Origin of the sequence: Streptomyces sp. HUAS TT7 (assembly GCF_051550175.1) — a bacterium.
Classification (GTDB): Bacteria; Actinomycetota; Actinomycetes; order Streptomycetales; family Streptomycetaceae; genus Streptomyces.
In genome coordinates this window covers 283000-309932 of the sequence record NZ_CP196175.1, presented here as the reverse complement: position 1 = coordinate 309932, position 26933 = coordinate 283000, and the positions used below count along the sequence as shown (strand labels likewise).

General features: G+C 70.6%; 25 protein-coding genes and 1 riboswitch. Of the genes, 11 read left to right on the top strand and 14 right to left on the bottom strand.

Going from position 1 to position 26933, the window contains the following annotated elements; genetic code table 11:
- Positions 1-4: 4 nt before the first annotated feature.
- Positions 5-151: riboswitch (cobalamin riboswitch) on the bottom strand.
- Positions 152-251: 100 nt separating this feature from the next.
- Positions 252-461: a hypothetical protein gene (locus tag ACSHXC_RS01510; protein ID WP_438289761.1), complete on the bottom strand. Its 210-nt coding sequence runs from the start codon at positions 459-461 to the stop codon at positions 252-254.
- A 145-nt stretch (positions 462-606) separates the two neighbouring features.
- On the opposite strand from ACSHXC_RS01510, the gene ACSHXC_RS01505 reads away from it, so the two are divergent.
- Complete coding sequence (locus ACSHXC_RS01505) at positions 607-1572, top strand: LLM class F420-dependent oxidoreductase (RefSeq protein WP_438289760.1); 966 nt, start codon at positions 607-609, stop codon at positions 1570-1572.
- A gap of 39 nt (positions 1573-1611) precedes the next feature.
- Here ACSHXC_RS01505 and ACSHXC_RS01500 read toward each other — a convergent pair whose 3' ends face one another.
- The gene (locus ACSHXC_RS01500) at positions 1612-2436 is read right to left on the bottom strand and encodes an ABC transporter permease (protein WP_438289759.1); all 825 of its coding nucleotides are present in this window, start codon (positions 2434-2436) and stop codon (positions 1612-1614) included.
- Complete coding sequence (locus ACSHXC_RS01495) at positions 2433-3389, bottom strand: ABC transporter ATP-binding protein (RefSeq protein ID WP_438289758.1); 957 nt, start codon at positions 3387-3389, stop codon at positions 2433-2435. The genes ACSHXC_RS01500 and ACSHXC_RS01495 overlap by 4 nt, the downstream gene beginning before the upstream one ends.
- A 172-nt stretch (positions 3390-3561) precedes the next feature.
- On the opposite strand from ACSHXC_RS01495, the gene ACSHXC_RS01490 reads away from it, so the two are divergent.
- From ACSHXC_RS01490 to ACSHXC_RS01480, 3 genes are all read left to right on the top strand, one after another.
- Positions 3562-4746, top strand: coding sequence for a sensor histidine kinase (locus ACSHXC_RS01490; protein ID WP_438289757.1), 1185 nt, complete (start codon positions 3562-3564; stop codon positions 4744-4746).
- On the top strand, positions 4743-5405 hold the full coding sequence (locus ACSHXC_RS01485; protein WP_438289756.1) for a response regulator: 663 nt from the start codon (positions 4743-4745) through the stop codon (positions 5403-5405). The genes ACSHXC_RS01490 and ACSHXC_RS01485 overlap by 4 nt, the downstream gene beginning before the upstream one ends.
- Before the next feature lie 317 nt (positions 5406-5722).
- On the top strand, positions 5723-6937 hold the full coding sequence (locus ACSHXC_RS01480) for a M20 metallopeptidase family protein (RefSeq protein ID WP_438296384.1): 1215 nt from the start codon (positions 5723-5725) through the stop codon (positions 6935-6937).
- Between the two features lie 11 nt (positions 6938-6948).
- Here ACSHXC_RS01480 and ACSHXC_RS01475 read toward each other — a convergent pair whose 3' ends face one another.
- The 4 genes from ACSHXC_RS01475 to ACSHXC_RS01460 form a co-directional block, all read right to left on the bottom strand.
- On the bottom strand, positions 6949-8034 hold the full coding sequence (locus ACSHXC_RS01475; RefSeq protein ID WP_438289755.1) for a DUF5954 family protein: 1086 nt from the start codon (positions 8032-8034) through the stop codon (positions 6949-6951).
- A gap of 130 nt (positions 8035-8164) precedes the next feature.
- Entirely contained in the window at positions 8165-10996 is a 2832-nt protein-coding gene (locus ACSHXC_RS01470) for an AAA family ATPase (RefSeq protein WP_438289754.1), read from the bottom strand.
- A 204-nt stretch (positions 10997-11200) separates the two neighbouring features.
- Positions 11201-13366 (bottom strand): M4 family metallopeptidase, encoded by a 2166-nt coding sequence (locus ACSHXC_RS01465; protein ID WP_438289753.1) that lies wholly within the window; start codon positions 13364-13366, stop codon positions 11201-11203.
- Between the two features lie 390 nt (positions 13367-13756).
- Complete coding sequence (locus ACSHXC_RS01460) at positions 13757-14119, bottom strand: winged helix-turn-helix transcriptional regulator (protein ID WP_438289752.1); 363 nt, start codon at positions 14117-14119, stop codon at positions 13757-13759.
- 83 nt (positions 14120-14202) lie between these two features.
- Between ACSHXC_RS01460 and ACSHXC_RS01455 the strand changes: the two genes are divergently transcribed.
- Together ACSHXC_RS01455 and ACSHXC_RS01450 are read left to right on the top strand one after the other, a co-directional pair.
- Complete coding sequence (locus ACSHXC_RS01455) at positions 14203-15111, top strand: NAD(P)-dependent oxidoreductase (RefSeq protein WP_438289751.1); 909 nt, start codon at positions 14203-14205, stop codon at positions 15109-15111.
- Positions 15112-15380: 269 nt separating this feature from the next.
- Complete coding sequence (locus ACSHXC_RS01450) at positions 15381-15827, top strand: hypothetical protein (protein WP_438289750.1); 447 nt, start codon at positions 15381-15383, stop codon at positions 15825-15827.
- A gap of 18 nt (positions 15828-15845) precedes the next feature.
- Here ACSHXC_RS01450 and ACSHXC_RS01445 read toward each other — a convergent pair whose 3' ends face one another.
- Positions 15846-16268 (bottom strand): DUF4188 domain-containing protein, encoded by a 423-nt coding sequence (locus tag ACSHXC_RS01445; protein ID WP_438289749.1) that lies wholly within the window; start codon positions 16266-16268, stop codon positions 15846-15848.
- A 4-nt stretch (positions 16269-16272) separates the two neighbouring features.
- Between ACSHXC_RS01445 and ACSHXC_RS01440 the strand changes: the two genes are divergently transcribed.
- Together ACSHXC_RS01440 and ACSHXC_RS01435 are read left to right on the top strand one after the other, a co-directional pair.
- Complete coding sequence (locus ACSHXC_RS01440) at positions 16273-16803, top strand: MerR family transcriptional regulator (protein WP_438289748.1); 531 nt, start codon at positions 16273-16275, stop codon at positions 16801-16803.
- Between the two features lie 120 nt (positions 16804-16923).
- Positions 16924-17181, top strand: a complete 258-nt coding sequence (locus ACSHXC_RS01435; RefSeq protein WP_438289747.1) for a hypothetical protein — start codon at positions 16924-16926, stop codon at positions 17179-17181.
- Here the strand turns inward: ACSHXC_RS01435 and ACSHXC_RS01430 are convergent.
- Both ACSHXC_RS01430 and ACSHXC_RS01425 read right to left on the bottom strand, forming a co-directional pair.
- Positions 17154-17708: a hypothetical protein gene (locus tag ACSHXC_RS01430; protein ID WP_438289746.1), complete on the bottom strand. Its 555-nt coding sequence runs from the start codon at positions 17706-17708 to the stop codon at positions 17154-17156. The two genes, ACSHXC_RS01435 and ACSHXC_RS01430, sit on opposite strands and share 28 nt — an antisense overlap.
- A 6-nt stretch (positions 17709-17714) precedes the next feature.
- Positions 17715-18905: a cytochrome P450 gene (locus ACSHXC_RS01425; RefSeq protein ID WP_438289745.1), complete on the bottom strand. Its 1191-nt coding sequence runs from the start codon at positions 18903-18905 to the stop codon at positions 17715-17717.
- Between the two features lie 183 nt (positions 18906-19088).
- Here ACSHXC_RS01425 and ACSHXC_RS01420 point away from each other — a divergent pair, with 183 nt between their 5' ends.
- Positions 19089-19763, top strand: a complete 675-nt coding sequence (locus tag ACSHXC_RS01420; RefSeq protein ID WP_438289744.1) for a helix-turn-helix domain-containing protein — start codon at positions 19089-19091, stop codon at positions 19761-19763.
- A 65-nt stretch (positions 19764-19828) separates the two neighbouring features.
- Here the strand turns inward: ACSHXC_RS01420 and ACSHXC_RS01415 are convergent, their stop codons facing one another.
- Positions 19829-20893: a DUF2332 domain-containing protein gene (locus tag ACSHXC_RS01415; RefSeq protein ID WP_438289743.1), complete on the bottom strand. Its 1065-nt coding sequence runs from the start codon at positions 20891-20893 to the stop codon at positions 19829-19831.
- A gap of 323 nt (positions 20894-21216) precedes the next feature.
- Here ACSHXC_RS01415 and ACSHXC_RS01410 point away from each other — a divergent pair, with 323 nt between their 5' ends.
- Positions 21217-22155, top strand: a complete 939-nt coding sequence (locus ACSHXC_RS01410; RefSeq protein ID WP_438289742.1) for a GDSL-type esterase/lipase family protein — start codon at positions 21217-21219, stop codon at positions 22153-22155.
- A gap of 81 nt (positions 22156-22236) precedes the next feature.
- Here the strand turns inward: ACSHXC_RS01410 and ACSHXC_RS01405 are convergent, their stop codons facing one another.
- From ACSHXC_RS01405 to ACSHXC_RS01395, 3 genes are all read right to left on the bottom strand, one after another.
- On the bottom strand, positions 22237-22428 hold the full coding sequence (locus ACSHXC_RS01405; protein ID WP_438289741.1) for a hypothetical protein: 192 nt from the start codon (positions 22426-22428) through the stop codon (positions 22237-22239).
- Positions 22429-22562: 134 nt separating this feature from the next.
- Entirely contained in the window at positions 22563-23273 is a 711-nt protein-coding gene (locus tag ACSHXC_RS01400) for a transglycosylase SLT domain-containing protein (RefSeq protein ID WP_438289740.1), read from the bottom strand.
- Between the two features lie 452 nt (positions 23274-23725).
- Complete coding sequence (locus ACSHXC_RS01395) at positions 23726-25372, bottom strand: hypothetical protein (protein WP_438289739.1); 1647 nt, start codon at positions 25370-25372, stop codon at positions 23726-23728.
- A 347-nt stretch (positions 25373-25719) separates the two neighbouring features.
- Between ACSHXC_RS01395 and ACSHXC_RS01390 the strand changes: the two genes are divergently transcribed.
- The gene (locus ACSHXC_RS01390) at positions 25720-26871 is read left to right on the top strand and encodes an FAD-dependent oxidoreductase (RefSeq protein ID WP_438289738.1); all 1152 of its coding nucleotides are present in this window, start codon (positions 25720-25722) and stop codon (positions 26869-26871) included.
- Positions 26872-26933 lie beyond the last annotated feature (62 nt).

Genomic DNA, 26933 nt, shown 5'->3' with positions numbered 1-26933 from the left:
ATGAAACGGGGCGAAGCAACGGATAAGTGTCTGACTCACCGGCCACCCTCGCGGGCGGTCGGCTCACAGTGGCGCGACCGTGCTGGAATCTCACCAGCTTCCTTATCTCATCACTACATGTGGAGCATAGAGCTGCCGTCTCGAACGGGTCAATCAAGCCAGTGCCAAGTCCTGGCCCGCTCCCCTCGCAATCCCGCCCGTCCATCGTGCCAGCGCCGGCCCGGCTGCGCGATCCGTACGGGCGCGCACCGTCACAGGGGCGGCCCCACCTCGCTCGACGGTGCGGGGTGGGCCGGGTGCTGCGGCTGTTCGTCGGGGAGGTCAGGCGCCGCATATCCGCGCCGCTCGCGCAGCCGGTCCTCGATCGGTGTGGGGGCGCCGAGGAGGCGCTCCTCGTAACGGCCGAGGGCCAGCAGCACGCCAAGGAGCAGCGGCGGGATGAGAACGGCCACTATGACCATGACGACTCCTCGAAGGCGGACGGTCTGCGGACCGCGTAGCCCCTGTCGCACACCGGAAGCGTTTCGGCAACCGGTGCGGTCGGGAACCCGCAAACGGACAGCGGGCCGATGTTTTCCATCGGCGCAGCACGGTTAGTCGTGAAATATGGTGCAAATCGGCTACACAATGATGACTGAGCAGACGGGTCCGCGCGAACTCGTGGCGGATCTGGTCGCGGCGGAGCGTGCCGGGTTCGACTTCTCCGTCACCTCCGACCACTACTCCCCGTGGCTGGAAAGCCAGGGGCACGCGCCCTACGCGTGGAGCGTGCTCGGCGCGGCCGCCCAGGCCACCACCCGCATCCCGCTGATGACGTACGTGACCTGCCCGACGCTGCGCTACCACCCCACCGTCGTGGCGCAGAAGGCGGCCACGATGCAGATCCTGTCCGAAGGCCGGTTCCGGCTCGGACTCGGCTCCGGCGAGAACCTCAACGAGCATGTGGTGGGCGCCGGTTGGCCGGCCCCGGAGGTCCGCATCGACATGCTCGAAGAGGCCGTCGAGATCATCCGCGCGCTCTTCGAGGGCGGCAACGTCAACCATCAGAGTGCGCACTTCGGCGTCGCGAACGCCCGGCTGTGGGACCTCCCCGACGAACTGCCGCCGATCGGCGTCGCCGTCTCCGGCGAGCGGTCCTGCGCCGTGGCCGGCCGGACCGCCGACCTGGTCATCGCCACCGAAGCCAAGCCGGAACTGCTCGCCTCCTTCGACCGGCACGGCGGCACCGGCAAGCCCCGGGTGGGTCAGCTGCCCGTCTGCTACGACCCCGACCGGGACGCGGCGGTCGCCCGTGCCCACGACCAGTTCCGCTGGTTCGCCGGGGGCTGGCCGGTGAACTCGGAGCTGCCGGGGCCCTCGGGCTTCGAGGCGGCGACGCAGTTCGTGACCCGGGAGGACGTGGCGCGGTCCATCCCGTGCGGCGACGATGTGGACGCCTTCGTCGACGCCGTACGCCCCTACGCCGAAGCCGGCTTCACCGAAATCGCCCTCGTCCAGATCGGCGGCCGACAGCAACTCCCGTTCATCGACTGGGCCGAGAAGAAACTGCTGCCCGCGCTGCGCGAGCTGTGACCGCCGGAGCGGGCGGAGGCTCGGGACACCGGCCCAGGCTCATACGTCGCGGCGCCGGACGACGAACACGGCGAGGGCGAGCGTGATCAGCGGCCAGAGCGCGTACACGAGCCAGGAGCCGGGGACCGTGGCGGTGTAACCCAGGGACCCGGGCTCCGGCTCCCAGTTCTGGAGCAGGCGCTTCCAGGCGGCCGACACCAGGGTGTGTTTGATGTCGGCCGACCAGCGGTTGCTCTCCGAGAACATGGTCGGCAGCATCAGCAGGACGAAGACGCTGGTGACCGTGGTCGCGGCGGCATGCCGGAGCAGAACTCCGAGGCCCAGGCCGACAGTTGCACAGACCGGGGCGACCAATGCGGATGCCGCCAGTGCCCGGATCGCCCCGGGGTGGGTGAGCGCGGCGCCTGTGGGGTGACCGTTCAGGATGGCCTGGGAGACCAGGAAGGAACCGGTGGAGGCGACGGCGCCGACCGCGGTCCACACCATGGCGGTGACAGCCGCCTTGGCCAGTACGACGGAGCCGCGGGCAGGGACGGCCACGGTGGTGGTGCGGATCAGTCCGCTGCTGTACTCGCTCACGACCGTCAGCGCGCCGACGGTGCCGGCGACGAGCATCAGGGTCCAGTACCCGGCCGACGGGTAGGCGTCGAAGGGCAGGAAATCGGCGGAGCCGGAGTCCGTGGTGTGGTCCGACAGCGTGGCCACGGCAGCGGACCCGATGACGAACAGGACGGTGAGCGCGAGGATCCACGGGGTGGAGCGCAGGGACCGCATCTTGATCCACTCGGCGGCGAGCAGGTCGCGGAAACGGGCGGGTGGCGTGGCGAGGGGGGTGGTCCGGGCGGGCGGAGTGAGTGTCGTCATCGGGGCTGTCCTGCCAGGTATTCGGTGCTGTCGGCGGTGAGTTCCATGAAGGCCGCCTCCAATGAGGCGGTGCGGGTGGTGAGTTCCGCCAGCTGGATACGGTTCTCGAAGGCGAGTGCTCCGATCCGTTCCGCCGGGAGTCCGGTCACGACGAGTCGCTCGGCGCCGGCCGAGCCCTCCGGCTCGACCGAGGCACCCGCCGCGGTGAGCAGGGCTGCCAGTTCGGCGGCCTGCGGTGTTCCGACCACGACGCTGCGACGGGTGCCGCGGGCCGCGAAGTCCTGCACCGACTCGGCGGCGATGAGGCGGCCCCGGCCGATGACGACCAGCTGGTCGGCGGTGTTCTCCATCTCCGACATCAGGTGGCTGGAGAGGAAGACCGTGCGCCCCTCGGCGGCCAGGCGGCGGAAGAGCCGGCGTACCCAGAGCACACCCTCCGGGTCCATGCCGTTGATCGGCTCGTCGAACATGAGCACCGGCGGGTCGCCGAGCAGGGCGGTGGCGATGCCCAGCCGCTGTTTCATGCCGAGGGAGAAACCGCCGATGCGGCGGGTGGCCACCTCGGCGAGCCCCACCTCCTGAAGCACCTCGTCCACCCGGCGCCGCGGGATGGCGTTGCTGCGGGCGAGGGCGGACAGGTGGGCCGAGGCGCTGAGTCCGCCGTGGACGTGGCCCGCGTCGAGGAGCGCGCCGACGTGCCGCAGCCCCCGCGGGTGTTGGCGAAAGGGCACGCCGCCGACCGTGGCGGAGCCGGCGGTGGGGGCGTCCAGACCGAGGATCATGCGCAGGGTGGTGGTCTTGCCGGCTCCGTTGGGGCCGAGAAATCCGGTGACCCGGCCGGGCCGGACAGTGAAGGACAGATGGTCGACGGCCGTCTTGCTGCCGTACCGCTTGGTGAGTTCGCTGACTTCGATCACGTCACCCACACTGCCGGGATGGTCCCGCACGGTCATGGGGCCGTGGGTGGCAATCCGGCGGCCGGACTGGCCCATGGGCGTACGTCCCCGGGCTGATGCCCACGTGAGCGGTGGCCGGATAGTCTCCCGGTGTGAACCCGATAATGATCACTCCGCTGCCTGCGCCCGGCGGGCACCGCGGCGTTGCTCCCCGCAGGGCATGTAGCCGATGACGAGGATGAAGGCCCTGGCCTGGGCGGGGAGTGCCGGCTACCTCCTCGTGGTGGGTCTGCTGGTGGGCGGTGCACCGCGGGCGTCGGGTACGGCGCACGGGGTCGGGGCACTGCTGGCCGTGAGCCTGCTCGTCGGCGCGCTGCGACGGACGCCGCTGACGGTGCTGGGCATGGCACTCTTCGGATCCACCGCTGTGGTGGCGGGCACCCCGAGTTCCCTCCATCAGATTCAGGAGGTGTCCTACCAGGGTGAGTTCCTGTCGTATCTCGCGGTGGACCTCGTCCTTGGCTTCATCATCGCCAACTGCGCACGGCGGGCTTCGACCGTCGCGGTGGCCGTTTCGTTCGTGGTGCAGCTCCTGGTGATCGGCCTCTACGCGCACGGGGACAGCCTGACCGTCAACGGGGTCATCGCGCTGCTCGCGATGGCCGCATCCTGCGTTGCCGGTCTGCTCGTTCGCGAGCGCCGCGAGCACGCGGTGGCGCTGCGCTCGCAGGAGGTGGCCGAGGCCGTGACCGCCGAACGGCTGCGGATCGCACGGGAGTTGCACGACATGGTCGCGCACAGCATCGGCATCATCGCCATCCAGGCCGGAGTCGGGAACAGGGTCATCCAGACCCAGCCGGCGGAGGCCCGCGAAGCCCTGCGTGCCATCGAGGCCACCAGCAGAGAGACCCTGTCGGGCCTTCGGCGCACGCTGGTGTCGCTCCGTCAGGCCGACCGGGGCGAGGCTCCCTCGAAGGAGTCGTCACTGGCACCCGCACCGGGGCTCGCGGACATCGAACGGCTTGCGGCGGCGACCATGGACGCGGGCGTACGGGTCGACATGCGGCGTAGCGGAAATCAGCGCCCGCTGCCTGCCGACATCGACCTGTCCGCCTACCGCATCGTGCAGGAGGCGCTGACCAACGTGGTCCGCCACGCGGGCACCGGGCGCTGCCGGGTGGCCATCGACTACGGGAACGAGGAACTGTCCGTGGAGGTCATCGACGACGGACGTGGGACCGCCGGGGACGGCTCGGCCCACGGTTTCGGCATCGTCGGCATGCGCGAGCGGGTCGGCCTGCTGGGCGGCCGGCTCAGCGTCGGCCCGCGCCCCGAGGGCGGCTTCCGGGTAGCGGCCCAGCTGCCACTGCCCGCGCCCGTCACCGGCCTCGATGTTCCGGTGGAGGTCCGATGACCGTCCGGATCCTGCTCGCAGACGACCAGCCGCTGGTGCGGTCGGGCCTGCGTGTGATCATTGCCGACCACCCCGACCTGGAAGTCGTCGGCGAGGCCGTCGACGGCTCCGAAGCCGTCCGGCTCGTCAAAGAGCTCGTCGCCGACGTCGTGGTGATGGACATCCGGATGCCCGGCATGGACGGCATCGAGGCCACCCGCCTGATCACGGACGGCCCGGCAACGACCCGCGTCCTCATCCTGACCACCTTCGACGAGGACGACCACGTCTACGGCGCGCTCCGGGCCGGCGCGAGCGGCTTCGTGGTCAAGGACATGGCGCTGGACGACATTCTCGGAGCGATCCGCGTGGTCGCCGCGGGCGACGCCCTGATCGCGCCGGGTGTGACGCGCCGCCTGATCGCGGACTTCGCCGGGCGCCCCGAAGCACCCCCGCAGCGCTCCCTGCGACCGGTCGAGAACATCACCGAGCGGGAGCGAGAAGTGCTGACCCTGGTCGGACGCGGCCGGTCGAACACGGAGATCGCGGAGGAGCTCTTCATCACGGTGGCCACCGCCAAGTCCCATGTGTCACGGCTGCTCACCAAGCTGGGAGCCAGGGACAGGGTCCAACTCGTCATAACCGCCTACGAGTTGGGGCTCGTCACGCTGTCGCGGTGAGGTCCGCCGAAGACGCGGGCATCGCGGACGGCCACCGCGTGACCACCGTCCCCACGGTGGGGCTGTCCCCACCCCGAAGTGGTGGCTCGCAGGATGGGCAAGGGTGCCCGCGGGCAGCGACCGTGTCGTAACACGTTTACCGCACACGTCTGCCGCTCATCGGGCGGGCGAGACGGCACGACAGAGTGCCGGCTTCGCCGTCCGATGCTGCGGAGGACCAGGTGAAGGATTACGAAGGGGGAACGGTGAAACATCCCAAGGAGCATGCTCTCGCGCGCCGTACGGTGCTGGCTGTCGGGGCGGGCGCCGCCGCGGGAATGGTGTGGGGCACCGCGGGGAGAGCCGCCGCCGACGGGCTCAGGGGGCCGGTGGAGCAACGAGCGGTGGACGCCGAAGTGGCTCGCCTGGAGCGCTGGTTGATCGAGTTGCGGCGGGACATCCACCGGCACCCCGAGATGCCGGGTCAGGAGCAGCGCACCGCTGCCGTGGTGGCGCGGGAGCTGCGAGCGGCCGGTCTTGAGGTCACCACCGGGGTGGGCGGCAACGGCGTTGGCGGCGTGCTGAGGGGCTCGCGTCCTGGCCGGACGGTCGCGTATCGGGCGGACATGGACGCGGTGCCGCCCAAGGACATCGTCGGGGGCGGTCCGGCCGCGGCTCATCTGTGCGGGCACGACATCCACACCACGGTGGCCATCGGTGTCGCGAAGGTTCTGGTGCGGCTGCGGCGGCAACTGAGCGGAACGGTGGTGTTCCTCTTCCAGCCCGCCGAGGAGGCTCTCACCGGGGCTCGCGCAGTGATCGACGCGGGCGTGCTGGAGCGCACCCGCGCCGAGGAGATCCACGCGCTGCACTGCGGGCCGTTCCCCGTCGGCCAGTTCGCTGTCACCTCCGGCTTCGGGCTGCCGGGCCAGGACAGGGCGGAGGTGACTCTCACCGGGCCGGGCGCGCCCGATGCCGCGCGGCGACTGGCTGCCGAGATCGGCGCCCTCGCCACGGTGGCACCGCCGCGGACACCTGCGGACATCGAGCGGATGATCGCCGACGCCCAGATACCCAACGGGCCGCTGGCCCGGTTCGTGGCCATGCGGGCCGGGGCACAGGAGGCCAAGGTCGGCGTGTCCTACCGCTGCTGGCCGCAGGAGCGGTACACCGAGGTACGGGAGAACATCCGCCGCCTGGCCTCCTCGTACCCGGGTGCCGAGGTGGCCTTCCCCGCCGACCCGTTCCCCGCCATGGTCTGCCCGGAAGGTGATGGCGACAGGCTCGCCCACCACCTGCGCCGCACACTGGGCCGGAACGCGGTCGACGTGCTCCACGCCGCCTTCCCTCCGTTCAGCGGCGAGGACTTCGCCCTTTACCTGAACCGCATCCCCGGCACGTTCACCTTCCTCGGCGTCCACGCACCCGGCGCACCCATCACCACCGCCTACCCGCACTACCCCGACTTCGCCCCGGACGAGCGTGCCATCGGCGTCGGCGTACGGACGATGGCAGGCTGGCTCGCGGAGCGCACCGACAGGCGCGGCGCCTGACTGGGTCCGCGTCAGTCGTGGGAGACGATCCGGCCGTCCACGTCGAGCAACGGGTGGAGGCGTACTGGGTCCTGGCTGTTGACGTCGGACGGGCGCGGGCCCTCGGGGCCGTCGGGCCCCCATCGCAGCAGGCGGCGCGTACGGGCGATCTGGTAGACGGTGCCTTGGAACTTCAGGCGGTTGACGCGACCGGCCCGGAGCGCGGTGGCGGCCCTGGCGTACTCGGCCAGGTCCCCGGCCTGCCGTGCGGCGGCTCCGTCGCCCTCGGTCTCGGTGCGGGCGTCGACGTCCATGGCGGCGTCCATCGGGATCAGCCCACGCATGCGCGGCCATGTCCAGGTCAGGGCGAAATCCAGGGACCTGCGGGCCGAGTGCGCGGTCGAGTGCGGACCGCTGACCGGCGCCCAGCTGTTCGTGGACCGCTCCACGACCGTGAATGACGGCGGCAGGAGCAGAATGTCCGGATACAGATCCAGGGCCCGGCGCGAGTCGACGCGTACGTCCTTGGGGAACCGGTCGCCGGTGTAGCAGAGGTCGCGTAGTGCCAGCTGCTCCGCGACCTGCGTCGGGGTGACCGGGGCCTCCGGGTCCAGGACCAGACCGTCATCGACCTCCGGCCCCCTGGACGCGCGGGACCAGTCGGGGACAAGGGGCTCGGGATCGGTCGGGCGTGGCCCTTCCATTGCGCCCCGGCTCCCGACGGCCGCGTACTCCTCGGCGCGCACGATGCGGAACCGGGTCCCGGCCACGGCGAGTTCGTCGACGCGCTCGGTCTCCAGCCGGGTGACCGCCGCCAGCAGGGCGCGCCGCTCATCCGGGCCGTCCGCGTCGTCCTTCGCGCGGAACCACAGCCGCGAGTTCAGGCTGTCCCGGGCCTGTTGAGGACAGCCGAGCGTCACCGCGACGATGACCCGCCACGCCGCCCCGTCACCGTCGTCCTGTGCCGCCACCCCGAACAGGGGGCCCCGCACGACCAGATTCCCTATACGCGCGACGGCGTCCACGGCATCGGCCTCCACGGCCGCCTCCACCGGCTCCACCGGCACCCGCACCGTGATCGGTCGCGCTCGGCCCGGTCCCGCATCCCCATGGTTCATGCCGTCATCCTGGCGATGACAGCAGGCCGACGTCCTTGAATCTGCGGATTCACCCACCTCTCTGCAGAAAGGGCGATACCGTCCGCACAGCCACCGGCCGGATGCGGCGCGGACCTTCACAAGCCCGCGCCTAGGCCATGGGCCGGGTCATCACCATGCGTGTGATGTCCACTCGCGACTTGGCGCCGAGTTTGCGGTACGCGCGGGTGAGAGCCGCCTCCACCGTTTTCACGCTGAGTACCAGACCCGCCGCGATTTCGCGGTTGGTGGCGCCCTGTGCGACGCGGGCGACCACGCTGCGCTCGGTCGATGTGAGGTGGTCCGACCAGGAGCCTCCCTCGGGCAAACAGGCCGAGCCGTCCTGTGCGCGGTCGCGTTCGGCGCGGGTCATGGCGGCCCAGGGGCGGGCGTCGGCCTTGGTGAAGATCCGGAGGGCGGCCGAGAAGGCGGCGCGGGCGGCGGCCTCGTCTCCGAGTCGGCGCCGGACCCGGCCCAGGGCCGCTCTGGCGCGGGCCTCCTCCAGGGGATACCCGGTGGTCCGTAGCCGTGCCGCTGCCTTCTCCAACTCCCTTGCCGCTCGCGGTAGTTGGCCGCGAGCGACGTCGACGGCCGCTGCCGCTCTGTCGAGCGTGGCCAGGATGCCGGGGCGGCCGAGCCGCACGGCTTGGCGGCGGGCCAGGGCGATGACCGCTTCCGCCTCGTCCGGTGCGCCGTCGGCGGCCAGGGCCTCCGCGAGGTCGGCGTGCCAGCGTCGGGTCGCCGGATCACGCTGCCCCTGCGCGGTCTCCAACTCGCCCACGTGTCTGAGGAGTTCAGCTGCCTGCTTGCTCTGGCCGCTGAACAGTCTGATCCTCCCCTCGGCATGCAGGGCCCGGGGCAGGAACAGCCGGTCGTCGTCGTCCTCGCTGTGCCGTTTGGCCGTCTCCGCCGCGGTGAGCGCCCGGCTCAGACTGCCGCCGGCCGTCTCGGCGAGCGCGACCGCGTACCACGCGGGCCCCTGGCTGAGCCCCGCCTCCTCGACGATGCGCAGGCTCTGGCGGGCGATGGTCAGGGCCGGGCGACAGCGTCCGCGCTCGATCTCGACCTGGGCGAGCCCGATGAGGCACTGGCTCAGGCTGTCGGCCGAACCGCGCTGCCGCAGCCGGTACACGAGGGTGCGCAGCTCGGCCCTTGCCTCGTCCAGCTCGTCGCGCACCAGGTGGAACCGGTGTTTGAGGTAGACCGGCCCGTTGTGGTGTGTCATCGCGTGTACGTCGTGTGGTGCGGCGAGCGCAGCGGCCAGGGTCGTTTCCGCCTCCGGGAGCCCCAGGAAGAGTTCCAGGGCCGCCTGTTGGGTCAGCGCCATGAGCTCGGTCCGCCGGTCGCCGGTCCGCGCCGCGAGCCCGGCGGCCCGGACGGCATGGCCGTGGGCGCGTGGCGCGGAGCCGCCCACCATCCACTCGCGCCAGCTCATCCGGTAGTGCAGCTGCGCCAGCAGCCCGGGGTCGCCGCCGGCGTCGCGTACCGCCTCCGGGAAGACGTCCGCGATCTCGGCCATCGCCTGGCCGCAGGAGTCGATGACCACGTTCCAGGCGCGTACCCGGTCGGCGGGCCGATCGGCGTCGCCCAGTACCTCGTGCGCCAGTTGCCGCGCGAAGCCGAGGTCTCCGGCCTCGATGCCGTCCTCGGCGGCGGTGAGCCTGCGCTCGATGTCGACGTATGCCTGACCGGCGGGGGTGTACTCGGCTGCCAGGCGGCCGAGTCTCGCCGCGGTCCTGGGAGCACCCCGGCGGCGGGCCGCCGAGGCGGCCGCGGAGAGCCGTGCGGCCACGACCGGATCGGGGCCCGCCGTGAGCCGCGCGATGTGGTGTGCGCGCTCGACCGCGTCGTCGGACGCATCGGCCAGCGCGCGGTGCGCCTCCAGCAGGTGTTCGTACGGGGTCTCGGCCTGGAGCACCATCGGCGTCAGCGGGTCCAGGAACCTGATGGTCCCGCGGTCGGACACCGGAACGATGCGGATGATTCCGTCCCGTACGCAAGTGTCCAGGTCGGCAGAGACCTGCCGGCAGCCAGCGCGCCGTAGCAACTCCACCGTGGGACGTCCGGCGGCGCCCGCGACGACCAGCGTCTGCCGGGCACTGGCGGGCAGGGCGCCGATGCGGTCCAGGATCGGCCGGCGCAGGGAGTCCGGGACGGGGAGCGGTTCGGTCGAGTCGGGCAAGTCCGTGCCATCGAGGCGGACGCGCTCGTCGAGAGCGGAGCTGAGCTCCAGTGCGGTACGGGGGTTGCCGCCGCTCGCCTGATGCAGCCGCGCGACGAGCGTACGGGGCCAGAAGGGGTGATCGTGCCGTTCCAGGAGCTCGCCGACCTCGTGGGCGGTCAGGGGCGGGACGCATATCCGGCGGACCGGCTGCGCGCACAGTTCCAGTACGGAGCGGTCGGACGAGGAGCCGGACTCGTCCCCCGTCCGCAGCGTGGCGAGCACCGACAGGCCCGAATCGGCGCGGCGGGCAAGGTATTTGAGGAGCTCCGCCGTCGGTCGGTCGAGCCACTGTGCGTCGTCGACGACCAGCAGGACCGGACCGGTGGTGCCGAGCAGGGCGAGGACCTTGCGGACGGCGATCCGCAGGACGAGCGCGTCCCGCCCGGCGGCCGGACCGGCCAATTCGCTACGCAGCAGGGCCTGGTCGAGTGCGGTGCGTTCGTGGGCGGCCAGTGCGGAGAGGGTGTCGTCGGCCACGCCGGTCAGCAGGTCGATGAGCCCGAGGAAGGGGCTGTCCTGTTCGGCGGGGGAGGGCGAACAGCGCAGGACCTGGTGGCCGCCGGTGCGCAGGTCCGCGGCCAGCCGAGACGCCACCGTGGTCCGGCCGATGCCCGCCGGCCCGGTGAGGAGGACACTGCCTCCGCGCGACAGGTGGGTCCGTACGGTGTCGCAGAGGGCGTCGCGTTCGACACCGGGTGGAAGAGTGGTCGGCTCGGTCATCGCAAGCCCTCCCGGACACAGCCTCGTTCACGCCTCAGACGCCGGCCATGAACCTGCCCTTCATCGTGCCGCGCCGAATGTAGGACTGCCCTCGGTGAAAGGTCAAGACCAATTGGGCGTGGGGAGGAGCCGACCCGCCGGTAGGCGGAACGGGCCGTCGGTCGAAAGACCAACAGCCCGTCCGCCTGGGCGAGTTGCCGAAGCTCAGCAGGCGCCCGCGTCCTTCCAGACGGCCCAGGAACCGGGCGCGCCCGGCTCGGCGCCGGTCGAGTACCACTGGGAGGACCACTTGTGGCCCTTGTACGAGACCTGGTCGCCCGGCACGTAGCTGGCCGTCGCGCTCCAGGCGGGGAGGTTGCCGCAGCCTCCAGGCGGGTTGCCGCCGGTGATGGTCCAGGTGAAGGAGGCCGTGCCGGTGGCGTTGTCGGTGTTCTTCGCCGTGACGGTCACGGACGCGGTGCCGGCGGTCGTCGGAGTACCGGTGATGAGACCGGTGGAGGAGCTGATCGAAAGGCCCGCGGGCAGGCCGGTCGCACTGTAGGTGAGCGTCTTGCCGCCGGGATCGCTCGCCTGGATCTGCAGGGAGACGGCGGCGCCGACGGTGCCGTTCTGGTTGCCCGGGTTGGTCACCGAGGGCGAGCCCGGCTGACTGTTGCAACTGCCGGGGACGGGGTCGGCGCCGGTGACACTGACGGCTGCCCAGGCCGCGTCGATGGTGTTGTACTCCGTGCAGTGCGTGCCGTAGAGGTCGGCTGCGGCCTTCAGCGAGTCGATGCGCGCCTGGTGGTAGTTCTCGCTGCTGTTGGCGTACGAGGCAAGGGCCTTGTACCAGATCTTGGCGGCCTTGTCGTTGCCGAGCCCGGTGACCGTGGAGTTGTTGCAGGTCGGGCTGTTGCCGTAGCCGTGGTCGCCGCTGCCGACGGCTGCCAGGAAGAACCAGTGGTTCAGCGGACCCATCGAGTAGTGCGGGTCGAGGCTGCCGTTGCCGCTGTCCCAGCAGTTGGGCGACCGGCCGTCGAGGGAGGGGTTGTACATGTAGCGCAGCGGCTTGCCGTCGCCGTTGATGTTGATGAGTTCACCCATGGTGTAGTCGGGTGTGTCGACCGGGTTGTTGGCGTAGAACTCGACCATCGTGCCGAAGATGTCGCTGGTGCCCTCGTTCATGCCGCCGGTTTCGCCGGTCTCGTCCCACCCGGTGAGTGCACCGCTCACACCGTGGCTCATCTCGTGGCCCGCGACGTCGAGTTCGACCAGCGGGCGCGCGTTGCTCTGACCGTCGCCGTAGGTCATCTGGGTGCCGTCCCAGAAGGCGTTCACGTATGCGTTGCCGTAGTGCGTCCGCGACGGTACGCCCCGGCCGTCGCCGAAGATGCCGTTGCGGCCCTGGACGTTCTTGTAATAGTCGAACGTCTCGGCCGCGCCGTAGTGCGCGTCGGCACCGGCGGACGCCGGGTCGCTGGTGGAGCCGTTGCCGAAGGTGCCGCTGGAGCTGGTGAAGACCGAACCGGTGCCGTTGGTGGCGTGGTTGAGGTTGGTCGTGTAGCCGTTGCCGTGCGACGGGTCCGTCATCGAGTAGCCGCTGCCGGACTGGGTGACGTCGAGAGAGACCCGGCCGCTGTAGATCGACTGGCCTGTCCCGGCGACCGTCGGTGCGGCGGCCTGAGCCGCCGCACCGACCTTCGAGGCGGTGGCGTGCGCGGCCCCCTCGGCCGCGAACGTGCTCACCTCGTCATTGGTCCGTACGACCTTGCCGGTACGGGCGTCCACCAGAACGTGCAGGCGGCTGGGTGTCTGGTCCGGGCGGGTGCCGCTGACGACGGTCTCCCAGACCAGAGTGGCGTCGGTGCCCGACATCTGCACCGCGAGGTGCGAGGCGGAGACGGAGTCCACGTGACCCTTGAACGCGCCGGTCGACACCTTCGCCGCGCTGGATGCGGGCAGTCGGGGCTCGGTGGAGACCGACCCGGAGGTCTGTGACCCGGTGGCCAGCGATGCGTACGTCCCGTCCTTCTTCAGGTGCACGATGACGTCGCCGCCGTAGGCGGGAAGGCCCTTGTACGTGCGGTCGAAGCGGACGGCGGCGGCGCCGTCCCGGTCGACCACCAGGTTCCGGACCGAGAAGGCGTCGCCGTCGGCCTTGTGGGCGGCACTCGCGTGGGCCGCCAGAGCCTTCTGCGCGGCGTCCACGACGCGGCTGCGGACGGCGGGGGCCGGATCGGCCGTGTAGGGGGCCGGGCCGAAGGCGCCCGGGCCGGCGGTCGGCGCGGGGCGCGGCGTCGGTGCCGCCGTGGCGGCGGGCAGGGCGATGGCGGACGCGGACACGCAGGCCAGCGCGACCGTCAAGAGCCTCGCGGCTCTTCGTATCTCCATAGGAGTGGGGGTTCCTTTCCCTTCGGACACGTGCGGGTGTGCTGACGGCGCCGCTCGAGGCGGGAGCCGCGCCGACGCATGAGTGTCCGCAACGGGGTTGGCGGCGGCCAGGCAGTCTGGTGAGTGTGAGGGGTTTCCCTATCCGGGGGGGCCAGGATCGGGGCTGCCCCGGCGCGCCGAGGCGCGCGCCCGACTCCTCAACAAGGCGTGATGTCAGCCGAGTTGGGGAGTGGGGCGCGCATCGATCGGCGATGGTGAGCGGGTCGCGGCGGCTCGCGATGGAGGCATGCGTCACCGGCGGGCCCGTACTGGCCGCCGGGCCCTTGGGCATCACGGCGGCAACAGGCCTCAGGAGGGGCGCACCCGCGCAGAGATGGTGACCGGAGCCGCTCAGTCGTGTGAAGGCTCGATCGCTTCGCAGTCCTCGCGACGGATCCGCTCAACTCCCCAGACGCCGAGCGGTCCGAGCGCTTGATTGAGTGTGTCCCCGTGCTCGGTCAGGGAGTACTCCACCCGCGGCGGCACCTCGGCATACACCTTCCGGTGCACGAGACCGTCCTCCTCCATCTCACGCAGGTGCTGCGTCAGCATCTTCTCGCTAACCCCCGGCATACCGCGACGGAGCTCGCCGAAGCGGCGTACGCCATGGGCATGGAGTTCCCAGAGGATCAGCCCCTTCCACTTGCCGCTCACCACGTCGAGCGCGGCGTCGATGCCGCAGATGTAAGGCCCGCGTCTCGGCGCCTTGGTCATCACAAGTCCCCTTACGAAAAGGTAAGTACCGCAGAAATTAGTGGGTACTTCCGAGACTAGCGGCGCTCTCTGATCATGGAGGTGTGAACGAACAACAGAACCGAACCACCAGGAAGAACAGCGCTGTCACCGTGATCGGGCTCGGCCCGATGGGTCAGGCGATGACACGCGCCCTCCTCACCGCCGGCCACCCGGTCACCGTCTGGAACCGCACCGCCGGCAGGGCCGACGGTCTCGTCGCCGACGGAGCAACGCTCGCGGCGACGCCCGGCGAGGCGGTCGAAGCGAGTGACCTCGTGATCCTCAGTCTCACCGACTATCAGGCCATGTACGACATCCTCGACGGTGCCACCGCATCGCTCGCCGGTCGGACACTGGTCAACCTGAGCTCCGACACCCCCGTCCGCTCACGTGAAGCGGCCACCTGGGCGGCAGCCCACGACGCCGACTTCCTCACCGGCGGTGTCATGGTCCCCGCGCCGATGGTCGGTACGGAAGCGGCCCATGTGTACTACAGCGGCCGCGGCGAAGTCATGGAGAGTCACCTGGCGACGTTGACGCTGCTCGGAACCCCGAAGTACCTGGGGGAGGACCCGGGCCTGGCCCAGATGATGTACCAAGCCCAACTCGCGGTGTTCCTCACCACCCTGTCCGCGCTGATGCACGCCACCGCGATGCTGGGCACCGCGGGAATGAAGGCCGGGGAAGCGTTGCCGGAGCTGCTCTCCTCCGCCGATGCGATCGGCGACATCCTGCGGGCCGGCGAGAAGAACCCCGGCACCGCGCTCGACGCCGGCGAGCATCCCGGCGACCTCAGCACGGTCACCATGATGGGTGCGACGTCCGACCACATCGTCGACACCAGCAGGTCACTCGGCCTCGACCTCGCCCTCCCACTGGCCGTGCAGGCCCACTATCGGCATGCGATCAACGAGGGCCACGGCAGCGACAATTGGACTCGCATCATCGACAGCATCCGAGCGGCTCACTGAGCAGGGCTGTGCCGCGGGTCCGGTCTCCCGCGGCCAGCGGCGCCCGGCCGCCGTACATCAGGGACTGGGCGAGGTCGTAGGGCTGGCGCAGTTCCCGCCAGGCCGACGCGTCGCCGGCGGACGGCCGCATCCCTGGGGATACCCGGACGGTCTTAAGTCCCCCTGCGGGAAAGGGAGTTGATGCATACTCAGCCCCGGACCGGGACCGCGTAGGGTGACTGGAGACAAGCCGTACCGCCTGCACCGCACCGACGGGTAGCCTCGGCTCCGTGCCCCGTCATCTGAAGAAGCCCCGCCGTCTGGTCGCCGATGGGCGCGTGTACGTGTGGACGCTCCGCCACCGCCACACCGTGCTGGACAGTGGCCGGTCCGCGGACTGTCGGCAGACCCTCACGCTTTCCCCGCAGCCGTCCGGCACCGGTGGCTCGCTGCGCATCGTCTTCGCCTCGGGCCCCGACCGGTACGTTCCGGGCGGGGCGCCGCTGGGCTCCGGGGACGTCGGGTTCATCCGGGGCGGCTCGCTGAACCTGCACGAGCCGGGCGCCGTCCGGGCCCTCCTCGACGCGGCACTGGCCCGCGGGTGGCAGCCGGAGGAACGGCGAGCGGTGGAGCTCGACGGCTGGCCCCTGCTGCAGGCCGTGGCCGCCGAGCGAGCCGGAGTCCGCGGGGCTGCGCGGCCGGACGCCGAGCAGGCCGCGGCGAACAGGCAGGACTGAGGTCCAGGGCCCCCGCCGTTAAGCAGCCCCGCCGGCGAGCCGCTGTGCCGCCCGGTCACCGCGGCGGCCTACGGGCTCGACTCCCCATGCCGCACCCAGACCGGCCGTCGGCATGTCGACATGGACGGACTCGTACGAGCCGGCCGGGATGATGTACGTCTCGTGCCAGATCCCCACGGCACCCTTGGCGCTCCGCGCGCGGCGGTTGAACGCCGACCACGCGGGGTGATGCTCCCGGCCCTGGGCGGATGCGTAGGCGAGCAGCTTCTCGCGCGACTCCCAGTACTGCACGACCCGCTGTACGCGGGGGCCGCCGCCGCCCAGCGCCCGCAGGCTCAGGAGTCCGCTTCCGCCGTCCCGCGAGAGCTCCTTGAGCATGCGCGGCATCGCGGCGACGACCGGTAGCCAGTGGCGTACGGCCTGCCAGCGGTTGATCCGCATCCCGATGAGGAAGACGACGACGTCTCCCTCCGCGGGGCTGCGCCTCGTGCGGGCGCTGATCCAGATCGGCGGGGTTCCGGTGGCTGCCGCGCGCGAGGTGATCGCTGCCGCGGAGGACGAGTCGCTGGACCATCACCTGCGGCTCGGCGCGGCGACCCGGGCGCTGCCCTGCGCCGAGGGGCCGGCCGACGACGACCCGGCGGTGGAGACCGCCCGCCGCTCGGTGGAGGCCCTGCTGGAACGGCTGGGCTGGTCCTGCGGCCCCGGGCTGGACATGCTCGCCCCCGCCTACCGACGGCTCATCGACTCCGTCGCCGCACTGGTCCGGCTCGGCTACCCCTGCGACACCGAGCAACTGCTCCCGTACGGGCAACTCGCGGCGCAACTGGCGGTCACCGATCTGGACATGATCGAGGAGCAGTCGACCCCGACCGGGCAGATCGAGGCCGCCGTCGCGCTGACGGTGCTGTACGAACCGGTACTGCTGAGCCTGCGGCGCATGGCTCACGCGCAGGAATCCGCCCGGCGCTTCTGAGGCCCCTCAGCCCGTCCCCGGCGCCCCTCGACCAAGGGCCGACTGGATTGTCAGTGCCTGCCTCTAACGTCGATGGCATGGGACCGGACCGGCCGGCGCCATCGAGCCAAGGGAGCGGCCATGGGCAACATCAGCATCGACAAGACGGCGCTGTCGCGGCTCCTCGCCGACAGCTCGGGCGGCCACGGCACCTCGTACCAGCAGGCGTTCGTGGAGCTCGCCGCGACCCACCGCGGCCAGCCGCCTGCCCGGATCGTGCCCCTGTTGCGTACCGCCGCCGACCGGGCGCTGCTCGGGTTCACCGCGGCGGACCTGCGTGAGCAGGCGGAAGCCATCAGCACCGGCCGGCCTTACGAGCTGAGGATCTCCCTCACCTGAAGCCCACCTGAGCCGCACATATGCCGCCACCACCCCGCAGCCCGCCCCTGCCCGGTACGGGTGGGGGGTGTAGGGCCGGGAAAGACACCCTGCGCGAACTGGCCGACGAGGGCAACGAGACCGCTCTGGACCGGCTGGCCGACCTGGCCGACACAGCCGGCGACCTCGGAACTGAATGAGCTGCTGGACGAAGGATCCCTGCGCGCCGGGTTGCTGCTCACCCGACGTGCGGTCGCGACCGGCGATCTGCGCGCGTTGCAACGGATCGCCGACGCCGGGTACGAGCTGGAGTGACTGTTGAGCGCACCGGCCGACGGGCCTGCGGATTGAGGGTGCCACTGCTCCGGGTCCCAGGCCGCGAGCAGGCCGAAGACACGTCGGTCGCCGTCCAGCTTCGGGGAGTCCACCGGGATGCGGCCGTACATGGTCAGGACCAGCTCACCCGCCGTGCCCCGGGCTGAGGCGGCGGTGGCGTTCGGGTCCTCGTCGGCAGTGGTGGTGGGCGCCGTGCCGGGTCCGTCACTCACCCCCGATCACTTGTCCCAGGTGACCGGGAGGCTCTTCACCCCGTAGATGTCCGCGGTCTCCGGGCGCAGGCCGACCTCTTCGGCCGGTACGGCCAGGCGCAGTGTGGGGAAGCGGTCGAGCAGCGCGGAGAACGCGACCCGCATCTCGACGCGGGCCAGCTGCTGGCCCAGGCACAGGTGGATGCCGTGGCCGAACGCCAGGTTCGCACCGTCCCGCCTCCCGAGGTCGAGCACGTGCGGGTCGGTGAAGCGCTCGGGGTCGCGGTTGGCGGTGTTGTACGAGAGGACGACCGTCGTGCCGGCCTCGATGGTCTGGCCGCCCACTTCGACGTCCACCAGGGCCGTCCTCATGAACGACTTGGCGACGCTCAGATACCGCAGCAACTCCTCCACGGCCCGGTCGGTGAGCGCGGGATCGGCGCGCAGCGCGGCCAGTTGCTCAGGGTTCTGCAGCAGCGCGAACGTCCCGAGGGACAACATGTTGGCAGTGGTGTCGAACCCGGCCGCGAGCAGGATCAGGCTGATCCCCTGCAACTCCTCGTCGCTCAGGTCGCTGTCGGTGAGTTCGCTGAGCACGTCGTCGGTGGGGTTCGCGCGCTTGGCGGCCACCAGTTGTGCGAGGTAGCTCTGGGTCGCGGTGTAGGCCGCTATCAGGTCCTCGTCATTCGTCTCTCCGTTCATGAACTTGTCGATCTGTTCCTGGAAGGAGTCCCGGTCCTCGTACGGGACCCCCAGCAGCTCGCAGATGATGATGGTGGGGATGGGCTTGGCGAACGCGGTCACGAGGTCCGTCGGCGGCCCGGCCTTCTCCATGGCGTCCAGGCAGTCGGTGGTGATCTGCTCGATGCGTTCGGTGAGCAGTCGCATGCGCCGTGCGGTGAACTTGCCCACCAGCGGCTTCCGGTAGCGACCGTGCTGTGGTTCGTCCATGAGGAGGAATTCGCCGGGCGGCGCCGGCGGGATCTCGAAGTCGACCACGTTCAGGAGCTCTTTGCGCGAGCTGAACCGGGGGTCGGCAAGCACCGACCTGACCAGTTCGTAGCCCGTGATGAGCCAGCCGGGTTTTCCGCCGGGGTGGGTGTAGCGGCTGATGGGCCCGTGCCGGCGGGCCTCGGTCAGCTCTGCGGGCGGATCGAAGGGACAGCCGGGCCGACGCTCCGTCGGCAGTGTCGTGACGGTGTGGAGGGATTCACTCATGGCCGTTCCTCATCTCGCGACAGCACGTGTTTGACGTATTCTGAATGCTACGTTGCCTTTGGATCGCCATCAATCTCATGAATGGCCAATTAGCAGGTAGACGGCGGTAAATTGATGCAATGACGCTGAGGCCGAATGCAATGCGGCGTTGCAATGAGTGAGGGCGAAGGCAATACTGGCGGCATGCCAGGAGGACGGTTGACCCAGCAGGAACGCCAGCGCATCGCGGCCGGACTCGCCGACGGGCTTTCCTATGCCGAGATCGCCAGGCGGCTCGACCGGCCGACCTCGACGATCAGCCGGGAGGTCGCACGCAACGGCGGTGCCCGCGGCTACCGGCACGAGCAGGCGCACCGGGCGACGGCCAAGCGGGCGCGGCGTGGCACACCGGCACCCTCGCGTGCGGCCGGCGCCCCGGGCGGCACGATGGAAGAGGAGATCATCGAGCTGGCCGTCAGATCGGGGCTGCCGAGGATGACGGCTCGCGTACACGTCGACTTGTTGCTGTCCGAGGACGGCAGGCGTACGGCGGCGGAGCTCACCCGCAGGCTGAAGGTCAGCCCGGCCTCCGTCTCCGTCGCCGTGAACTTCCTTGTGCAGCAGGGATATGTCCGGCGCGAGCGCGACCCGCAGCGGCGTCGCGACATCTACGTGGTCGACGACGACGCCTGGTACCGCTCGATCGTGATCAGCTCACGGCTCACGCTCCAGTCGGCTCAGGCCGCGATGGCGGCGGCCGAGACGCTCGGCCTCGACACGCCCGTGGGGCAGCGGCTGGCCAAGGTGGGGACGTTCCTGGAGCGAGTCATCGAGGACATGGTGGCCTCGGCCGACCGCTGGCGCGGCCTGCTGGAGTGACGCGGCGCGTAGGCCTCCTTACCGCGCCGTACGGGCCGACGGGTGAGCTCCCGCCGTACACCCCCCTAGGAGTCCGCCAGCCACGCCAGCAGGCGGCCCTGCGACCAGCAGCGTCCTACGGCCTCGGTGTGCAGAGACGACCCGCCGAGCACTGCCAGGCCGATGATGCTGTGGCCCGAGGCGCGGCGATCGCCAAGGGTCGGAACCGTCGGCGCGACGCCGACCCCCTCCACCGACACCCACGCCACTGCCCGGCCGGAGGCCGCTTGATCCAGGCGGTGCAGGAAGCGCAGGCGGCTCTCCAGCGGGAAGCGCGACAGCGCCCAGGTCGTGGTGACGACGGGCAGTGCGTCCGTGGGTACCTGGGCAAAGGCATCGGGCATCAGCTCGACGGCATCCCCTCGCAGCAGAAGGGGAGGAGCCGTCGCCGCCAGCGCGATCTCCGCCTCCAGCCTCGCGGCCTGCTCCTGCTGATCCGGCCACAGGCAGGCTCGCAGCCATCGGGCGTCATCCGCGTCGGTCACGTCGACCGGATCGGGGTCGACGCCGACCCGGGCAACGACCTCGGGCATCGCCCGCGTCGGGATGGGCCGGTCTCCCACCACCGAAGCCGACAGCTGTACGGCGGACGACGGGTCGCCCAGGGATTGCCCGTTGCTGTACGTGATGCTCACGCGATCCACGTTGAGATTGAGCCCGGCCGAACAGCCCACGTCGATCAGCCCAAGCGCGTTCGCTCCCACCCGGCGTGCCACCTCGGCAATGGCCGGGTACAGCACGGCGCAGCGTCCCGCTTCGTTGGTCCGACTCTGCCGGCGTACGGCGATGTCCACGACCGAGTCGGTCATGCGCACCAGCGTGTCGATCGCCGCACCGGCGGCGGCGTCGCCGTCCGCGGCGGCGTAGGCCGCGGCCAACTCCGGGGCTCGGCCGGAGAGAGCGAGGTCGTGCAACGCGGCGAGGATCATCGTGGGGTGCCGCTTGCGGGCCGGCGCCGCTTCGATGGCGCGCAGCGCCTCGTCGGACTCACTCAGGGCGATGGCGACGCGCTCGTACAACGGCGATGCCTTGGCGGCGTCGACCTCGCCGAAGTGTCGGTATGTCTGGGCGAGCGTGCGGGACCTACCCATGGACACGGCCTCCTGCGATCGGGCCTGGAACATCGCCGACTCCAGCCAGAGGAATCACACCCCAACTCCTTCACCCGGTACGAGAGCGGCAGCGAGCCGAGGAGATCCTCGCCCGGCTCGCTGGATGCAGTCGCCCCCTCCGCTCCCTCAATGCATAGCGTGCGCTCCAGCCTGACAGGACACCGGAACGGGCGTGCCCCGAACCGCACAAGAGGGCAAGACACACGCTCAAGTCGTGCGTTGCGGCAGCTCAGCCCACCTTCCGGTTCGGCTCGGCCGTTAGGCTGAGGTGATCATTCCAGAAGAAAGGCCACGGCTTCACGGTGACCGAGTCCCGCCCCCACACCCTGTTTTCCTTCGGCACGCTGTTGGACGAGCGAGTCCAGACCGCTCTCTTCGGCCGACCCGTGCCCAGTTCTGCCGCGTCGCTGGCCGGCCACACGACGAAGCCCCTGCCGATCACCGACCAGTCGGTGATCGCCACCAGCGGCATCGACGTACACCTGACCCTGGAGCGAAAGCTCGGCGCCACGGTCGAGGGCGCCGTCCTCCACCTCACGGACGGGGACCTCGCAGCCGCCGATGCCTACGAGGTGGACGACTACGTCCGCCGCAGGGTGGTGCTTTCCTCCGGGGAGAGCGCCTGGGCGTACCTGGATGCGAAACCCCTCCGCCCGGCGGCGCGCGTCGTCATCGTGGGCGACAGCATCGCCTACGGACGCTGCGACCCACAGGGTGGCTGGGCCGCCCGCCTCGCGGCCACCCACATCGCCGAAAACGAGGCCGAACACCGGGTCTTCAACCTGGCCATCCCCGGCAGCACTCTGATCGACGTCTGCGAGCAGACGCCCCCGCTCCTTGCCGCCCGTCGGCCCGACACCCTTCTCGTCGCCGCCGGCATCAATGACAGCGCCCTGCCGCTCGCCGCACCACAGGCCCGCCCCGATGGCCTTGCGCACATCGCGGACAGCCTCGCCTCGCTGGCCGACACGGCCCGGAGCCACAACGCACGCCTCGTCGTCATGGGACCGACGTGGGTCGACGAGACACGTACCCGTGACTACGAGGGCCTGCGATTCACCCGGGACCGAGCGGAAGCCCTGCGCGAGTCCGTACGGACTTGGTGCGCCCAGAACCACGTCGACCACCTCGACATGTGGGAGCCCCTCCACGGCAAGGCAGATCTCCTCGTGGACGGTCTGCACCCCACCCCGGAAGGACACCAGGCTCTGTCCCAGCATCTCGACGCGGTCAGCCGCTGAGCGTGGCGGCGGAGTACTGACCGGGACGACGAAGAGGCCCGGCCTGCCTGGGGTGGGCCGAGCCTCCAAGTCCCTCACGTGTCACGCCAGTTGAGCTCGTACGTTCCTCAGACCCAGCCACGAGCCCAGCCGGTTCACATCGTCGCGGGTGCCACCGCTCCAGTTGTTGCCCGGCATGTCGCCCACACCGATCCACTGCATGCCCAACTGTGCGGCGAATACGGCCAGTTGCTCCAGGATCGCCAGCTTGTCGCCGCTCTGCGAGGCGGACATGGTGAGCCCTCCGGCCAGCTTGTCCTTCCACGCCTGCGTTGCTGCACGCCTCGGCAGAGCCGCCCTCCACCGATCAGTGACGCCCGCGCATCGCGAAGTCGCCCGCCGCGGGGCGAGCCGTTGGGGTCGCCGGTCTAGTACGAGTCGTGGGCCTGCCAGTACGACCAGGCGCCGCAGGGGCTGCCGTACCGCTCGTTCATGTAGTTCAAGCCCCACTTTACCTGGGTGGCCGGGTTGGTCTGCCAGTCCGAGCCCACCGTGCTCATCTTGGATCCGGGCAGCGCTTGGACGAGACCGTAGGCCGTGCCGTTGGTGGCCCGGTAGTTCCAGCTCGACTCGTTGTTCACGATGTTGCTGAAGCACTGGAACTGGTCGGCGGGGATGATCTGACGGGCGATCGCCTGCACGTCGGAGACCGAGTACGAGCTCTGGACCTGGAAAGTACTCCGGCTCGTCGAGCGGCTGGCGGACTGGGTCTCCAGGTCGCGGGCCTTGGCGTCCTTGTCCGCCTTGTCCTTGTCGGCCTTGGTTTTGTCGGCGGCGCTCTTCTTGGCCTTGGCGTCCTGGGCGGCCCGCAGGCGCGCCGCCTCTTCGGCGGACTTCTTCGCCGCCGCGCCGGCCTGCGCCGACTGGGCGTCCGCCTGCTGCGTCAGGGACGCGGTCTGCACCTGGGCCTGCTGGCCGGCGGGTATGTCCGCGAGAAGCGTGCCATCGGCCGCGGTGGCCTCGACGTTGTCGTTCGAAGCGGCGGCGGGGCCTGCCGCGGCAACGCCGACCACGGCGCCAACGGTGGTCACCGCGGTGGCAGACGCCACCGCGAATCCCCGGACCGAGATCGGGCTCACACGGTTTCCTTCCGGCTGTGTGCGCACGGTGACCTCGCGGACGCAATCGTGCCCCTGACTTACTCCTCCCAACTACTGGTCACGGGAGGAACTCACCCGACGGCAACTCCCTTGCGGGAGCTGCCGTGTGAAGCTCGGGCGGCATGCGACGCACCGATCGAGTTGCGTGGACCTCGGGGTGCCGCATGCGGGGCCTGACGGATGCAAGAGTCTGCCGGAAGTCGCCGCGAGGCAATTCCCCGCTGCGTGTGAAACCTCACACCTCTTTTACCCCAGCAGTTTCTCCCATCACCCACCCAAGAAGGAGCCGACCGGCTAAAGTGCCGCGGTCGCCGAACGGCGCCAACTGGTACGTACTGGTGCGGAACTGAACGCCCGTCAGTACTTCGGTAACGCGTCGCCAACGGCGTTGAGTCGTAGCGTTAGCGAGGCGTTGGCGGCTGGTGAAAGGGTTACAGCAACCCTCCGAGCGGCAGGATGCGTTCGGCGAGGCGGCCGCGGAGTCTGCCTCCGGTGGTGTCGGCTTCGGTGAGCCAGTCGGCGGCGACCAGCAGCTCGGCGTGCTCGGCGGCCTGGTCGGGGAGCAGGGCGCAGAACGCGGCGGCCCGGTCCAGGGGCAGTCCGTCGTCCCCGGGGTGTCCGAGCCGTCCGTCGGGGCTGGTGTGGGCGGCGGTGTACAGCGCGAGGAGCCGGGTGTGGGCGCCCAGCTTCTTCTTGCGGATCTTCCGGTCGGCCACCGCTTTCTGGGCCCAGCCGGAGAGCTTCGAGCGGGTGGTCTTGCCGAAGGCGAACGGGCGGGGCTGCTCGGGCAGCAGGGTGGGAACGGTGATGGCGGTGGGGTTTTCGGGCTGGGAGGCCAGTGCTTCGGTGACCGTGCCGGGCAGGCGCAGCCAGCCGGCCGCGACCAGCTGGTCCAGCACGTGCTCGGCATCGCCTTGCAGCCAGCCGGTGAGGTCCTGCCCGGTGACATTCCCGGTGCCGGCGCGCGCGGCGCGCAGGGTGAGCATGAGTACCGCGAGGCGCACCTCGGCCTCGGGGTGTGGAGCGTGGGCTTCGACGTACTCCAGCGCGATGCGGGCGTGCACGGCCTGTTTCTGGGTCAGCAACCGCTCCACTACGGGCTCGTCGCCGCTCCCCGTGCCGCCGATGATCCGGCCGACGCGGTTGTTCTGCATCTCGCGGGTGGTCTGCGCGGCCTTCTCGGCGCGCTTCGCTTCTTCGCGCAAGGAGCCGTCGCCACTGACGTCGGCCCACTGGGCGAACGCCCGGGCCTTGCGCTCGTGGAGCTCGGCGAGGAGGGCTGGGTCGGGTTCGGTGCGGCGCTGATAGGCGCGGAACGCGTCGCCCAGTTCGATGAGTTCATTGCGCAGGACGTCGGGCTGAAGGTCGCGCGGCACGGTCCGCTGCGCGATCTTCCCCCACTGTTTCCCCCGCCCGGACGCCGTGGCCGGGATGGCGGCGCGGGCGCGCGGGACCGACGTCGGCCCGGCGACCGGGGCAGACGAGTTGCCGTCGGCGGGGGAGGGGAGGTGGTCGGAGAACAGCGCCGCCACGCTGTCACCGGCCCTCGCTGTGCTGTCTGCCGGTTCCCGCTCCGGCTCCGGGGCCGGCTTGTCCGCGGCCCGGCCCGGCCGAGCGGGTGGCGGGGCGGTGTCCAGTGTGCGGCAGTCGAGGGTGGCGGCCGCGCACCGCGCGCACATCTCCGCGATCCGCCACAGCCGCCCGGTGCGGTCCGCGTACACCGTCAGGACCACCGGGCCCCCGCACCGCACCGACCCCGCCACCGGCCGTGCCCCGCCCCGCCGTCCGGCTTCGGGGTCGGGGGTGTGCCATGCGCAGTCGGCGGCGCGGCAGGCGCACCAGGCCTCACCACGCGGCCCACCGCCCGCGCGGATGTGGGCGAGGTGCATGTTGACGTGACCGACCGCGGCCTTGCGCCCGGCGGCGGCTCCGTCGGGGAAGCGCTGATCGGCGCAGGTCGGACGGGAGCAGGAAAGCTTCACCGTGCCGGCGGAAGGGCGGCCGTACGGATCCAGACGCACCGTCCACACCCGCCCCGCGACGCGCTCCTCCTGCCATGCGCCGGCTTCCACCGTCATATGCGTACTCCCAGCGTTACTTGAGGGTTTGCCCCGGGCGGTCCCCATCATCGGGGATGGAGCCGAGCATCTCCGGGCGAAACGGAACTTCAGGCCCAGCGTGTCTGCTCGCCCACGGATCTCCGACATCAGGTGATGAACCGTGTTAATGGCCGCTCCTGTTGCCGTGCCTCGGGCGGGAGGGGCAACCGTGTTTTCATCCGCTTCGGTTGGGCGGATGAAAAAGTTGACTGATTGCACTTTTAGATCGAGTGTGCTCTTCTGGGATGGCGGGTGGCCCGGTACTTCGGCTTCCGCGCATCCCTTCTTCTGCCATCCAGAGCGTCCCCTCAGAGCGGAGCACCACCATGACCAGCTCCACCGCGTCCCGCATCGCGATCATCGGCGCCGGCCCCGGCGGCCTGATCTGCGCCCGCATCCTCCAGCAGTACGGCATCACCGCCACGGTCCACGACCAGGACGCCTCCCGCACCGCCCGCAACCAGGGCGGCACCCTCGACATGCACCCCGACTCCGGCCAGAGCGCCCTGCGCGAAGCCGGACTGCTGCGGGAGTTCCTGGAGTTGGCCCGCCCCGAAGGCCAGCAGATGCGCCTGGTCGGCCGCGATGGACGCGTCCTGTTCGACGTCGTCCCGCCCGAGGCCGACACCGAAGACGGCAACCCTGAAATCGACCGGGGCCGGCTCCGCGACCTCCTGCTGGATTCGCTGAAGCCCGACACCGTGCGCTGGAGCCACAAGCTCACCCACGCCGAACCCCTTGCCGACGGTGTCCACCGTCTGCACTTCGCCGACGGCACCACCACCGAGGCCGACCTCGTCATCGGAGCCGACGGTGCCTGGTCGAAAGTCCGCCGCCTGCTGTCCGACGCGACACCCGTCTACACCGGTGTCACCTTCGTCGAGACCGGTCTCGACGACGCCGACATCCGCCACCCCGCACTCGCCGCCCTCACCGGCGACGGCACCATGATGGCCCTCGACAACAACCAGGGCTTCGTCGCCCAGCGCAACAGCCACCAGCACATCCGCGCCTACGTCGGCATGCGCACCGACGAGGACTGGCACCGGAAAGCCGGCCTCGACCTGGCCGACGCCGCTGCCGTACGCGAAGCGCTGCTCAAGGAGTTCACCGGCTGGAGCGGCGATCTGCTCGGCTTCATCACCGACACCGACACCGGTTACATCAACCGGCCGCTGTACGCCCTGCCCGTCCCCCACACCTGGCAGCACACCCCCGGCCTCACCCTCCTCGGCGACGCCGCCCACCTCATGTCGCCGTTCTCCGGCATGGGCGCCAACCTCGCCATGCTCGACGGCGCCGACCTCGCCCGCGCCCTCATCGACAACACAGCCATCGACGACGCTGTCCGCGCCTACGAGGACCTTCTCTTCCCTCGCTCCACTGAAGCGGCCGCAGGAGCCGCCGAGGGAATCGAGGGCGCCTTCGCCCCCGACAGCGCTGCCCAGACCCTCGCCCACATGACTCAACACCACTGACCGCACTGACAGTGGTGGGGGGCCGGACTCTCTCGGAGTCGTCCGTGCCGGCCCGCCTTGAC